General features: G+C 66.1%; 11 protein-coding genes. 8 read left to right on the top strand and 3 right to left on the bottom strand.

Annotated features, from left to right (window positions below; translation table 11 throughout):
* Nucleotides 1-28: 28 nt before the first annotated feature.
* Nucleotides 29-751, bottom strand: coding sequence for a helix-turn-helix domain-containing protein (locus tag EV641_RS17660; protein WP_241997325.1), 723 nt, complete (start codon nt 749-751; stop codon nt 29-31).
* 79 nt (nt 752-830) lie between these two features.
* Between EV641_RS17660 and EV641_RS17665 the strand changes: the two genes are divergently transcribed.
* Nucleotides 831-1,616, top strand: a complete 786-nt coding sequence (locus tag EV641_RS17665; protein ID WP_054718391.1) for a DUF2249 domain-containing protein — start codon at nt 831-833, stop codon at nt 1,614-1,616.
* On the opposite strand, the gene EV641_RS17670 is transcribed toward EV641_RS17665, so the two are convergent.
* The gene (locus EV641_RS17670; RefSeq protein ID WP_132473397.1) at nt 1,603-2,184 is read right to left on the bottom strand and encodes a TetR/AcrR family transcriptional regulator; all 582 of its coding nucleotides are present in this window, start codon (nt 2,182-2,184) and stop codon (nt 1,603-1,605) included. The two genes, EV641_RS17665 and EV641_RS17670, sit on opposite strands and share 14 nt — an antisense overlap.
* Nucleotides 2,185-2,217: 33 nt before the next feature.
* Entirely contained in the window at nt 2,218-3,051 is an 834-nt protein-coding gene (locus EV641_RS17675; protein WP_132473399.1) for a lipase, read from the bottom strand.
* 107 nt (nt 3,052-3,158) lie between these two features.
* On the opposite strand from EV641_RS17675, the gene EV641_RS17680 reads away from it, so the two are divergent.
* From EV641_RS17680 to EV641_RS17710, 7 genes are all read left to right on the top strand, one after another.
* A complete protein-coding gene (locus EV641_RS17680) occupies nt 3,159-4,973 on the top strand; it encodes a multicopper oxidase domain-containing protein (protein WP_132473401.1) in 1,815 nt (604 codons plus the stop codon).
* Entirely contained in the window at nt 4,970-6,145 is a 1,176-nt protein-coding gene (locus EV641_RS17685; RefSeq protein WP_132473403.1) for an alpha/beta hydrolase, read from the top strand. The genes EV641_RS17680 and EV641_RS17685 overlap by 4 nt, the downstream gene beginning before the upstream one ends.
* Nucleotides 6,142-7,416, top strand: coding sequence for an oxygenase MpaB family protein (locus tag EV641_RS17690; protein ID WP_132473404.1), 1,275 nt, complete (start codon nt 6,142-6,144; stop codon nt 7,414-7,416). The genes EV641_RS17685 and EV641_RS17690 overlap by 4 nt, the downstream gene beginning before the upstream one ends.
* 44 nt (nt 7,417-7,460) lie before the next feature.
* The gene (locus EV641_RS17695; protein WP_054719020.1) at nt 7,461-8,516 is read left to right on the top strand and encodes a lipocalin-like domain-containing protein; all 1,056 of its coding nucleotides are present in this window, start codon (nt 7,461-7,463) and stop codon (nt 8,514-8,516) included.
* Nucleotides 8,513-9,814 carry a homogentisate 1,2-dioxygenase gene (gene hmgA, locus EV641_RS17700; protein WP_132473406.1) on the top strand — a complete coding sequence of 434 codons (1,302 nt, stop codon included), beginning with the start codon at nt 8,513-8,515 and terminating at the stop codon, nt 9,812-9,814. Before EV641_RS17695 ends, hmgA begins: the two co-directional genes overlap by 4 nt.
* A 9-nt stretch (nt 9,815-9,823) precedes the next feature.
* Nucleotides 9,824-11,308, top strand: coding sequence for an aldehyde dehydrogenase family protein (locus EV641_RS17705; RefSeq protein ID WP_132473408.1), 1,485 nt, complete (start codon nt 9,824-9,826; stop codon nt 11,306-11,308).
* 105 nt (nt 11,309-11,413) lie between these two features.
* Nucleotides 11,414-12,592 carry a CoA transferase gene (locus EV641_RS17710; protein ID WP_241997328.1) on the top strand — a complete coding sequence of 393 codons (1,179 nt, stop codon included), beginning with the start codon at nt 11,414-11,416 and terminating at the stop codon, nt 12,590-12,592.
* Nucleotides 12,593-12,739: the final 147 nt, after the last annotated feature.

Here is a 12,739-nt window from a genome sequence, read left to right on the forward strand (position 1 = left end):
GCGCGAAGATGCCAGCTGCCACGCTCGTTCACGTTCTGCTCCGCGGGCTGCAGCACGCCGCGGGGATCGTGGGATCGGGGAGGAAGAGCCTGCACGCACCGGGTTCGGTGAAGGGCAGGAGGTCGAGTCCGGGGCCGGTCGGTGCACCGACCTCTTCGAGCGCGCCTTCGACGATGCCGAGATGGACCTGGCAGACGACGGTCGGGTAGCGCCGCGCGGCGTCGAGTAACGGGCACATCGGCAGTGTGACACCGAGCGCGGGGCCGCGATCGTGGGGAGCGAACCCGAGACGCATGAGCAGGTCGAGAACGAATGCATGCGGATCTGCGGTGTCACAGACGGATTCGCGGGCGAGCTCATGCCCCCACTCCCGTCCTGCCGCGCGTGCGTCGGCCGCCGGATCGCTGCTGGTACGGGTGATGTGTCCGGCGAGCGCGGTCGCGAGTCCCGCGTAGTCGCGGCCTGCCAGGCCGGGGTCGGCGGCGGGCATAGGCCTGTACGCCTTGGCAGGACGTCCGCGTCCGCGGGCCGGTTCGGTGGTGCATTCGACGAGACCGTGGCCGACGAGTGCGTCGAGGTGTTCGCGCACGGTGTTGGCGTGCAGGCCGAGCCGCTCGGCGATGTCGTTGATGCGCGCAGGGGCGTGGGCGCGGACATCGTCGAGGACGGTGATCCGCTGGGGTGACAGCGCGAGGTGCGACGCCGGTGTCGGTGTCGCGCGGGGCCCGGGTCGAAGTTCCCTATTTTCCACGGAAATAACTGTAGTAAATTGAGCGGTGAAAGGCCACCCTGCCGCACACCCACTGCGGCGCCACCGAGAGGAGTCGTCCATGAGTACCGACCAGGTCGTCGTTGCCGCCACCGCGGAGGATGCGCGAGCCGTCGATGCCGTCAAGAGCCACCACAGCGAGCTTTCGGGACGGATCGCGATCCTCAGTGAGGCCCTGCTCGACGCCGTTGCCGCAGGAAGGGAGGCCGACGCACACCGGCGTGCACTCGTCGATTACCTCACCGGCACCCTGCTACCGCACGCGATCGCAGAGGAACGCGCGCTCTACCCCGCGGCAGCCGGTCGCGGCGAGGCGAGGCTGCTCGTGGAATCCATGATCGCCGTGCACCGTATCCTCGGTGAACTCGTCGACCGGATCGCGAAGGAATCCGATCCGGTGCGCGCAGCTGCATCGGCATACGCGTTGACGGTGGTGTTCGAGGCGCACCTGGCCGACGAGAACGACAGGATCCTTCCGCTCGTCGCCGCCGACCCCGGCGTTTCGCTGGCCGGCATCCTGGACGGCATGCACGAGCTGTTGGGCGGGCACGCGGAGCCCGAGAATGACGGCGGCCACGTGTGCGCATGCGGGGAGCACGACCATCCCGATCCGGTTCTCGACGTGCGGGAGATTCCGCATGCGATCCGCCACGCCACGGTGTTCGGCGCCTTCGATGCGGTACCCGACGGTGGAACACTCGTGCTGGTCGCGCCCCACGACCCGATCCCGCTGCTTCGTCAACTCACCGACCGGGCCGATGGGCAACTCGGCGTCGACTACGAAGAGCGCGGACCTGATGCGTGGCGATTGCGCCTGACACGAATTCCGGTGGCTACATCCGCGTAAGGATCGCGACGAGGTCCTGGATCTCGTCGACCGTCGGTGTGGCGATGTTGTCGCGCCCGTAGACGAAGCCGATGCCCGCATACACCAGAGTGCCTGCGCGGATGCGTGCTCCGCGCTCGTCGAAACCGAGTTCACGGAAGGCGTTCTCGACCACCGACATGATGCGTTGGTCGAGGGCGCGCACGGATTCCGCGACCTGCGGGTCGGTGCTCGCCCAATCTCGTATCGCCGCCTCGGTGGCCCAGGCCCGATCCTCGACGAGCGTCGCCCCCATGTGTGCGAGACGGTCGCGGACGGGCATCTCTTCGATACTGGTCAGTCCGCGCAGCGTGTCGTTGTCGTGCGAGCAGTAGCGGGTGGCGATGGCATGCATCAACTCGTCGATATCGGCGAAATGCCAGTAGAAGCTGCCCTTGGTGACGCCGAGTTCGTTGCACAACCGCGCGATCTTCACCGCGCCCCGACCCTCGGTGACAAGCAGTTGCAGACCTGCGTCGGTCCAGTCGTCGAGCGAGAGCCGCGGCCGGCGGGTGGAGGCGGGTTCCTTCTTCTCCGATTGCCGAGTCACGACCACTTCTCCTTGTTGTGCGCTGCTGCGAGATTACACGTCGGGGGACGAGGTGGCCGACGCAACGAGTTGTCGGGCGAGGGGTGAATTCGGAAGCTCGTGGTGCAGAGTGCAGTCGAGGGTGCCGTGGTCCTGCAGGCGATGGACGGTCGCGCCGGGGAGGCTGTTCGCCTCCGCAGGCACGACGAGACCGTCGCATGCGGAGACGATGTCGGTGTAGTGGACTCCGCGGGTCGGGAGTCCCCGGTCATGCAGGTCGCGCAACAGATCGGAACCACGAATCAATTCCCGGCAGCCTGCGCACACGGGATCGAGCAGCGGCTTCTCGAGTCCGAGGATCAGATCGTAGGTGCCGAGGTCGCGGCTGAATTGCTCCATGGCGGCGAGCCCTGCGACCTCGGTGCCGTTCCAGATCGGCCCCAGGGTCGTCAGTGAGCGGATCGATCCGGCGCCGTTGTTCTGCAGATGACGTTGCACCACCAAGGATCCCACGCCGTGCGCGACGACGTCGATCCGACCGGGTGCATCCACGTCGGCCATGGCAGCCGCGAGGTCGTGCGCGCCCGCGTCGATGCCACGGACCCCGGCGACGGGAAGTTGAACGTCGTCGCGCCCCGGCGCGCCCCACGTGACGGTGACGACACAACGACCGTGCTGCCGTAGGTCGTCGGCGAGGCCGAACAGGGATTCCGGTCCGGATGCGACGTCGTGGACCAACAGGACCGTGCCACTGTCGGCGCAGAGATCGTCGATGGGAGCGGCGACGGCCGTGCCGGATACCGCGAGTGCCGTGCCGGCTACAGCCGAAAATGCCAGCACTGCACCGGTAGCCAGTGCAACTGCGCGCGGACGATTGCTCGAGCTCATGGGCACCTCTCGTGGTCTTGACCAAACCATACCGTATGGTACTGTGAGTGCCATCACGATTCGTCGTGCTCTTGTCAATCGGGGTGAGATCGACACGGAAGTGCGTGATGCAAATACTCAGTCGCAGAGCACTTCTCGCGGGAATTGCGCTGGGGACCGGCGGGGGAGCAACGCTGTTGTTCGGTGGCGGACGTGCCGCCGCCGACGGGCCGGACCTCTCGGCTCCGCTGCTGTTCCACTCTCCGCGGCTCGAACCGTTCGTCGACGAGCTGCCCATTCTTCCGCGTGTCGACAGCGCAACGGTGTCGATCGACGCAACGTCCACGATGCACAGCTTCCACCGCGATCTCGCCCCGGGCCCCGCCCTCGCGTACGGCGACCGCAGCTACCTCGGTCCCGTCATCGTGGCCAAGCGCGGACGCGAAACCGCGATCGAATACCGTAACCGGATCACGACCCATCCGTTTGCGGCCGACTTCGACACCTCACTGCACGGACTCGGTGAACACGACCGCACCGCGGTTCCTACGTCGATGCACCTCCATGGTGGTGTCACACCACCGGCGTTCGACGGCCATCCGCAACAGATCTCACGTCCCGGTGAGGGCTACACATATCGGTTCCCGAACCAGCAGGAAGCCACGACGATGTGGTACCACGACCACGCGATGGCCGTCACCCGGCTCAACGTCTACGCGGGTCTCGCGGGGCTGTATCTGCTGCGCGACGAATACGACACCGGTGAGCCCGGCAACCCACTCGGCCTGCCCACGGGCGCACACGAACTCGATCTCGTCCTGCAGGAAAAGATCGTGAACAGCGACGGCACGCAGAGCATCCGCTCGACTCCCATCGTTCCGCAGGGGCGATGGGAAGGCGGAGCTGTCGGCGACGTGGGCGTCGTCAACGGCAAGATCTGGCCCGAAGCCCACGTCGACCGTGGCCTCTACCGGATGAGGCTACTCAACGCGGCCTCGTTCAGTATCTGGGACCTGCACTTCTCCGACGGCATGCAGTTCTTGGTGATCGGGATGGAAGGCGGTCTGATGGACGCTCCCGTCCGTACCGACCGCGTGCGGCTTTCACCGGGCGAGCGCGTCGACATCCTCGTCGACTTCAGTGCCCTCGAAGCCGATTCGACCGTCGAACTGCGCAACACCGAGCCCGCTGCGCCGCAGGCCGCGCAGATCGGCGCGGTCCGGATGCCGGTGTTCATGCGCTTCCGTGTCGGGAACGAACGCGGCTTCACCGGCCCCGTTCCGGAGACGTTGCGAGGCGGAACCGGACAACCCCCGGTGGTGGGTCCGATCCCGGTGCCGCAGACGGTGCGCAATGTGTCGCTGAGCCAGCCGTCGGAAGTTCGGCTGCCCCCGTCGATCATGTCGCTCAACAATCTCACGTTCGACAGCGACGACATCGAGATGCCCAGGCAGGGCACGATCGAGCAGTGGAACATCGTCAACGCGACCCCTGACCCGCACCCCGTCCACCTGCACCTCGTGCACTTCCGAGTTCTCGGGCGTCAGGCGATCGACACTCTCGCGATGTGTGCGCGGCAGCCGCAGGGGCCGCTCGGAATGAAATGGACCCCCGATGCCGATCCGTTCGTCGTCGAACCGCTCCGGGGACCCGAGCCGTGGGAGACCGGCTTCAAGGACACGGTGATCTGCGACCCGAACTCCGTCACGCGCATCGTGGTGTACTTTCCGACTGCCGACGAGCTCGGCTTCGACCCCGACGCGACATTCCCGGCCGCCGTCGACACATTCGACGAGCATGCATCCGGCGATCATGCGCACGGAAGGTCGCAACATGGTGACCACGACCTGCCGGGCGGTGAACTCCAAGGCTACGTGTGGCATTGCCACATCCTCGACCACGAAGACCACGACATGATGCTCGAATATCGGACGGTGCAATGACTTACAAAGCAGTAGTAGATGAGCCGATCGACCACTTCCAGCGCATTCCCTACGAACCAGCATCGGACGGCCGCGTCGAGATGCACTCGGGCCTGAGTCGGCACTATCCGACGCTTCACGGAAATCTCGTCGCCGCGCCGGGATATTCACGGAAGGTAGGGGTGATCATGTGCCACCCCGCGTCGAACTTCCTGAGTCATTTCCTGCTCCGCGCGATCGCGAGGGCGGGCATCCCGGCAATGGGGCTCAACACCCGGTATGCATCGAACGAGCCGGCTCTGATCATGGAACGCGCGGCATTCGACCTCGGCGCCGGCGTCCGGTGGATGGCCGAGGAGCTCGGCTTCGAGAAGGTGGTGCTGCTGGGTTTCAGCGGCGGCGGTTCGCTCGCGTCCTTCTATCAGTCGCAGGCCGAGAACCCCACCGTCACCGAGACCCCCGCCGGCGACCCGGCATCGTTCCCCGACGCGAAGCTCCGCCCCGCAGATGCGGTGATGCTCGTCGGCGCACACCCCGGACGTGCGAGGGTGCTGCGGCATTGGATCGACGGCGCGGTTCTCGACGAAACCGACCCGTACAGTGTCGATCCCGAACTCGACCTGTATGTGCCGGGCCGCACGGCGCCGCTCGACCGCGACTGGGTCACCCGCTACCGCGACGCTCAGCTCGCGCGGATGCGCCGCATCGATGCGTGGGCGCTCGGCCAGCTCGACGAGATGAATCGCACCGGCGCATCCGACCGGGGCTTCGTCGTGCACCGCACGGTGGCTGATCCGCGCTTCGTGGACACCACCCTCGACCCCAGCGACCGCGAGCTGGGCAGCATGTACGGCGACCCCGCTGCCGCGAACACCGCGGCGGGTGGGCTCGCCCGGTTCGTGACGGTACGCAGTTGGCTCAGCACGTGGAGTTCCGATCGCACCAACGCCGACGCTCTCGCTGATCTCGAGCACGTCGACGCGCCCGCGATGGTGATGAGCCTGCTCGGTGATCAGGCCGCGTTCGCAGAGGATTCGAGACTGATGCACCAGGCATTGGGCGGCGACACCGAGCTGATCGAAATGCGCGGACTCAATCATTACCTGGTGGACCAGCCGGGTGGTCTCCACGACGTCGTCGGCCGCATCACCGGTTGGATCCGCCGTACCGTCCTCGAGGAGGCACAGCAATGACCGAGGCACTCGATACGAAGACTGCTCCTGCGCAGGACCGATGCCCGAACCGATTCCCCTACTGGCAGGCCGTCGAAAGGCCGGGGGTGGTCCGTGTCCGGAATCTCATCCGCAAGGTCACGGGTTTCGACATCCTGCACGACGACGCGACTGCGCGCGCCCTGTGCAACGATCTCTTCAGCGGCGATCCCACCGCGGAACGGTTCGTCAGCGAGGTCTACCACGGGGACCTCGGTCCGAAGAAGACCCGGGAGCTGCTCGACACCGCGCTGACCGACGGAATCGACGCCGTGCCGGATGCACCCGAGGCGATGAAGGCACTGTTCGACGAGTTCGAGACCGTCCCCGACTGGGTGCGGCCCGAACTCGTCGAAGAAGGCGCGAAGATCTGGCGGCGCTGGGGCACCATGCTGTTCAGCTTCGCAGGCGCCGAGACCCTCGAGATCTACACGGAATCCGCTGTGGCGACACCGTTGTCGCTTGCCGGTGGGTACGCGGGCGACAACGCGCTGCGTCGCTATCTCGAAACCTGCCGATTCTGGTGCGACGTCTCCGAACCCGGCGCGCTGCTCACCCCAGGGTCGGTGGGGCGCGCGACCGCGCTCAAGGTTCGGGTGATGCACGTGTCGGTACGCGAGCGGGTCGCGAAACACGCCGAGTGGGACGAGGAGAAGTGGGGGCTGCCGATCAGCCAGACCTACATGTTGCTCACTCTCATCGCAGGCAGCCTCACCCCGGGGCTCGCTTTGTGGACCCTGGGCTACCAGACCACACCGCGAGAGATACGCGCGCTCATCCACTTCCAGAAGTACATGGGGTACCTGCTCGGTGTGCGCATCGACTGGTATCCGGAGTCGATCGGCGACAGCATCCGCACGCTGCTCACCACCGTGGTGTCCCGGTCCTACGACTCGGGCGAACACGGCAAGGAACTGATCGAGTCGTACCCGAAGGCGTTCGCTCCCCGCGACGGCCAGCGAGGGCTCGATCGGCTCCGGGCGGCATACAACTTCCGGATCAACTCCGTCTACTCGGCGATGTTCATGGGCCCGGGTACACGTCGCAAATACTCGATGCCGACGGTCATTCCGTGGCTCGTCATCCCGATCGTGCGGTTCCCGCTCATCACCGCGATGGAACTCGTGCGGCGCATTCCGGGGATCTCCGGAGTGCACGAGAAGATCATGGTTGCTCATCGCGAGAACTGGTACCGAGCCCAAATGAGCGGGCGAGAAGCGCAATTCGACGCAAGTGGCGCACTGCGGCGCTGATTACCCACATACGGCGCCGAATACCCACATACATCGGAGGAACTATGGCGGCACTTCAGATCGTCGAGGCCTGGAACGGTCCCGGTCGACGCGACGGCGAGATCACCGAGGTCGCCCCGAGCGACAACGGTGCTCACCCGTCGACCGACAGACACGCATTCGAACACTGGTACTTCGATGCGCATCTCGACGACGGCCGCATCGTCGTCGCAATGCTGCAGACCAGGGAGTTGGTGCACCGCAAGCCCGGCGTCGAGATCCACGTCTACAGCGCAGACGGTCAGCGCCGCGAAGCCATCAAGCAGTATTCCGACGCAGACCTCACTGTGTCGGCAGAGCGGTGCGACGTCGAGGTCGGCCGCAGCTTCGCGAAGCTGACCGGTGAGGAAGACGGACTGCCCGTCTACCACGTGTCGGTGGCCGAGGACGACCTCGCCTTCGACCTCACCTTCACCGCCGAGGTGCCGCCGTGGATGCCGGGCCGCGGACAGACCAGCTACAACGATCGCGAGTTCTTCGCGTGGGTCGTCGGCGCACCCCGCGCACGTGTCGCTGGAACGGTGACGGTCGACGGGGTCACCACGGACGTGACCGGCCGCGGCTACCACGACCACAACTGGGGCGTGGGCGACATGAAGCGGATCATCTCCAAGTGGTACTGGGGCCGGCTCTACACTGACGATTTCTCACTGGTCTATGCGATGGTGCAGACGCAGAAGAAGTACGGGGAGCACTGGTCGCAGCCGGTGATGATCGCCCGCGGCCGCGAGGTGGTGCTCAGCAACGGCGAGGTCGAGATGACGGAGGGCCCCGCGGTCTACGACCCGGTCGCCGACCGCACCTACCCGTCGTGGCTACGGATCGAGGTCGGCGATTCCCTCGAACTGACGCTGACGGTCCGCGAGATCGTCCACGCCCACAATCTTCTCGAAGACATTCCGATCGCGTCGAGCAAGCTCGTCAAGCCGATCGTGAACTGGCTCGTCGGCCGACCGGGCTACTTCCGGTTCCGTTCCGACTTCACCATGACCGTCACCATCGACGGTGAACAATACGATCGTTCGGGGTCGACGCTGCACGAGATGGTCGCCCTGACATGACGGTCGACCTCGAGTACCTGCACGGGTTCGGCAACGAACACCACAGTGAGGCGATCGAGGGTGCCTTGCCGTGGGGGCAGAACTCGCCGCAGCGGGCCCCGCACGGATTGTACGCCGAGCAGCATTCTGCGACCGCGTTCACCGAGCCGCGCGAGATCAACACGAGGAGTTGGACCTACCGGATCATGCCGTCGGCCGCACACCGGCCGTTCGAGCGGATCGACGATCGCGGATGGGTGTCTGCGCCATCGGCCGCGACGGTGCTGACACCGAACCGGTTGCGGTGGGATCCGCAACCGGCGCCGGCGGCCGGGGTGGATTTCGTCGACGGCATCACGACCTACGCCGTCAACGGCGACGTGCATGCCCGGACGGGTATCGCCATACACCTGTATGCGGTGTCGAAATCCATGGCCGACCGGTATTTCGTCGACGCGGACGGAGAACTGTTGTTCGTCCCGCAAGAGGGCGCGCTCCTGCTGTGCACGGAGTTCGGGAGGCTCGCGATCTCGCAGGGGGAGATTGCGGTCGTCGGACGTGGCGTGCGGTTCCGGATCGAACTCCTCGACGACACGGCAGTCGGGTACGTGTGCGAGAACTACGGGGCTGCCTACCGGCTCCCGGAACTCGGACCGATCGGTGCCAACGGACTCGCCCATGCGCGCGACTTCCTCTATCCCGCAGCGTGGTACGAGGATCGTGTCGGACCGGTCGAGTTGGTGCAGAAGTTCGGCGGTCACCTGTGGACGACGGAACTCGACCACTCGCCCCTCGACGTCGTCGCATGGCACGGAACGCACGGCGCCTACAAGTACGATCTCGCCCGATTCAACGCGATGACGACAGCGGGCTGGGATCATCCGGACCCGTCGATCTTCACTGTCCTCACCTCGCCGACTCCTGTCGCGGGGCAGGCCAACGTCGACTTCTGTGTTTTTCCCGATCGGTGGGTGGTCGGTGAACACACATTCCGGCCACCGCATTTCCATCGCAATGTGATGACCGAGTTCATGGGTCTGATCCGCGGTCGACACGATTCGAAAGCCGAAGGGTTCGTGCCCGGTGGGGCGTCGCTGCACAACCAGTGGGGTGCACACGGACCCGATCGGGAGACCTTCGACCTCGCGTCCGCCGCTGAACTTTCGCCGGTGAAGCTCGAGAACACGATGTCCTTCATGTTCGAAACCCGACTTGCCCTCGCTGTCACCGAGACCGCCTTCAACGCATCCCATCGCCAACGCGACTACGACTCATCGTGGTCCGGACTGGAACGTCGCTTCACCCCACCTTCGAAGTAGGAGCCTTTCATGACCGACACTGCAGCTCCCGTTACTCCCGCCCCGGTCGTTGTGCCGGACACACTTCTGCGCATCGGGGGCAGGGCGGTTCCCGCGCGGTCCGGCGAGAAGTTCGCGTCGATCAATCCGGCAAACGAGGAGATCGTCGCCGAGATCGCATGCGGCGGGGCCGACGACATCGACGCCGCCGTCGACGCCGCCCGCGACACGTTCGACTCGGGTGTGTGGTCGCGGATGGCCGGTGCCGAACGTGGACGCATCCTCTCCCGTGCTGCCGATCTCATCGAACAGCACGCCCCCGAACTGTCGGCACTCGAGACCGCGGAGATGGGAAAGCTGTACGCCGACACCGTTGCGGGCGACATTCCCGCCGCGGCCGCGTCGTTCCGGCACTACGCGGGCTGGGCCGACAAGATCGCCGGTGAAGCGATGATCCTCCCGGATGTCGGGCCGCAGCATCGTTTCGGCTTCACTCTTCGTCAGCCGCTCGGTGTGGTCGGTGCGATCACGCCGTGGAACAACCCGACCGTGGTTGCGGCGTGGAAGATCGCGCCGGCCCTCGCGGCGGGTTGTTCCGTCGTCGTCAAGCCTGCCGAGGATGCGTCGCTCGCGGTGCTGAAACTCGCCGATCTGCTCGAGGAGGCCGGCGTGCCGGACGGCGCGTTCAACGTCGTCCCGGGACTGGGACCGGAGGCCGGAGCCGCGCTTGCCTCACATCAGGGCATCGACAAGATCACCTTCACCGGCAGCCCCGCAGTCGGCAAGACCATCACGTCGCTCGCGGGTGAGAAGTTCCGCAAGGTCACCTTGGAGCTGGGTGGCAAGGCCCCGCAGCTGATCTTCCCCGACGCCGATCTCGACGCCTCGCTGCCGTGGATCGCGATGGGCAACTTCTACCACCAGGGACAGGTGTGCGCCGCGGGCACGCGCGTGATCGTGCACGAATCCATCGCCGACCAGGTCATCGAGGGGCTTGTCGAATTCGCCCGGGCCGCGGTGATCGGCGACCCGTTCGACGCCGGCACCACCCAGGGCACGATCGTCAACCGCAAGCAACTCGACCGCATCCTCGGGTACATCGAGAAGGGCCGCAACGAGGGCGCCGAACTGCTCACCGGCGGCGCACGCGTAGGGGAGAAGGGCTTCTTCGTCCAGCCCACGGTCTTCCGCGGCACCAACGATCTGACGATCGCACGCGAGGAGATCTTCGGACCCGTCGCCACCGTCATCACCTTCAAGACCACGGAGGAAGCCGTCCGGCTCGCGAATGCGACGCAGTACGGTCTCAATGCCTTCATCTTCAGTCAGAATCTCTCGACCGTGCACAGCGTGATTCCTCAGCTGCGTGTCGGCACGGTGTGGGTCAATGGCTGGGGTGTGCCGGATCCGGCACTACCCTGGGGTGGTCGCGACGCGAGCGGTATCGGGCGTGAGCTCGGGCGCAGCGGCCTCGAGGCATTCACCGAGGAGAAGACGGTTCACCTCGGTTACTGACCGGACAGAAATGGACAACACCGAGTGACGGACGCGGATACACGGAACGAGTCGCCAACACAGGCCACCGCAGCGCAGACGACTTCCGGGGGTGCGCTCGGGGAGATCAGGGTGCTCGAACTGGGCACTCTGATCGCCGGGCCTTTCGCCGGGCGGCTGCTCGGCGACATGGGCGCCGACGTCATCAAGATCGAGGACCCGAAGCGCCCCGACCCGCTGCGCACGTGGGGGCAGGGGGAGCGGGACGGTCACCGGTTCTTCTGGACCGTGCATGCCCGCAACAAGCGGTGCATCACCCTCGACCTGCGGTCGTCCGACGGGCAGGACCTGTTCCGTCGACTGGTCGCCGAATCCGACGTCATCGTCGAGAACTTCCGTCCCGGCACCCTCGAGAGGTGGGGCCTCGGGTACGACGTGCTCTCCGAAGTCAATCCGGGGATCGTGCTCGCACGTGTCTCCGGGTACGGACAGACCGGCCCCAAGGCAACACACGCCGGATACGCCTCGGTCGCGGAGGCGGAAAGCGGTCTGCGGCATCTGAACGGTTATCCGGGGCAGGCTCCGCCGCGCCTCGCGTTGTCTCTCGGCGACACCCTCGGCGGCATGTTCGCCGTCCAGGGTGTGCTCGCGGCGCTGCTGAGCCGCGAACGGACGGGGCGTGGGCAGATCGTCGACGTCGCGTTGACCGAAGCGTGCCTGGCCGTCCAGGAGTCGGTCATTCCCGACTACGATGCCGCCGGTGTGGTGCGCGGCCCGTCAGGCACCCGCCTCGAAGGCATCGCGCCCTCGAATCTGTATCGCACCTCCGACGACATGTGGATCGTCATCGCCGCCAACCAGGACACCGTCTTCCGGCGCCTGTGCACGGCGATGGACCGTCCCGAACTGGCCGACGACGTACGGTTCGCCGACCATCTCGCGCGGGGAGTCAATCAGGACGAGCTGGACGATCTCATCGGCGCGTGGGCGGCGAAGTGGCCGCTCACCGAGTTGCTCGAACACCTCTCGGCTTCCGGTGTCGTTGCGGGGCCCGTCAACACCGTCGCCGAGGTGGTTGCCGACGAGCAGTTCCAGTCGCGGGAGATGCTGGTGCCCCACCGCGACGAACGCACCGGCGACGATGTTCTCGGACCTGGTGTCGTGCCGCGCCTGACGGGCACCCCGGGATCGGTGCGTCGCGCCGGCCCGCCGATCGCCGGTTACGACAACGCCGCCGTGTACGGCGAACTGTTGGGCGTGACCGACGGCGAGCGGGCCGAGCTACGGGAGCGGGGCATCATCTGAGCAGCGGTGTCGTCGGCCAGTTCGAGTGTGCAGTTTTCGTCGCGATACGCCGGGCGGATTCAGGACGCTAACGCAACACCCGCGATCAACTCCGCGAGCACGTTACATGGCTTCCTCCAGCCGAGTGTCTTCCGCGGCCGGATATTG

The organism is Rhodococcus sp. SMB37, from assembly GCF_004345605.1.
Taxonomy (GTDB): domain Bacteria; phylum Actinomycetota; class Actinomycetes; order Mycobacteriales; family Mycobacteriaceae; genus Rhodococcus.

What these genes read in the sequence shown, in the direction of transcription:
- EV641_RS17665 (WP_054718391.1), top strand. Translation starts at nt 831, where the DNA reads ATGAGTACCGACCAGGTCGTCGTTGCCGCCACCGCGGAGGATGCGCGA.
- EV641_RS17695 (WP_054719020.1), top strand. Translation starts at nt 7,461, where the DNA reads ATGGCGGCACTTCAGATCGTCGAGGCCTGGAACGGTCCCGGTCGACGC.
- EV641_RS17675 (WP_132473399.1), bottom strand. Translation starts at nt 3,051, where the DNA reads ATGAGCTCGAGCAATCGTCCGCGCGCAGTTGCACTGGCTACCGGTGCA.
- hmgA (WP_132473406.1), top strand. Translation starts at nt 8,513, where the DNA reads ATGACGGTCGACCTCGAGTACCTGCACGGGTTCGGCAACGAACACCAC.
- EV641_RS17685 (WP_132473403.1), top strand. Translation starts at nt 4,970, where the DNA reads ATGACTTACAAAGCAGTAGTAGATGAGCCGATCGACCACTTCCAGCGC.
- EV641_RS17705 (WP_132473408.1), top strand. Translation starts at nt 9,824, where the DNA reads ATGACCGACACTGCAGCTCCCGTTACTCCCGCCCCGGTCGTTGTGCCG.
- EV641_RS17680 (WP_132473401.1), top strand. Translation starts at nt 3,159, where the DNA reads ATGCAAATACTCAGTCGCAGAGCACTTCTCGCGGGAATTGCGCTGGGG.
- EV641_RS17690 (WP_132473404.1), top strand. Translation starts at nt 6,142, where the DNA reads ATGACCGAGGCACTCGATACGAAGACTGCTCCTGCGCAGGACCGATGC.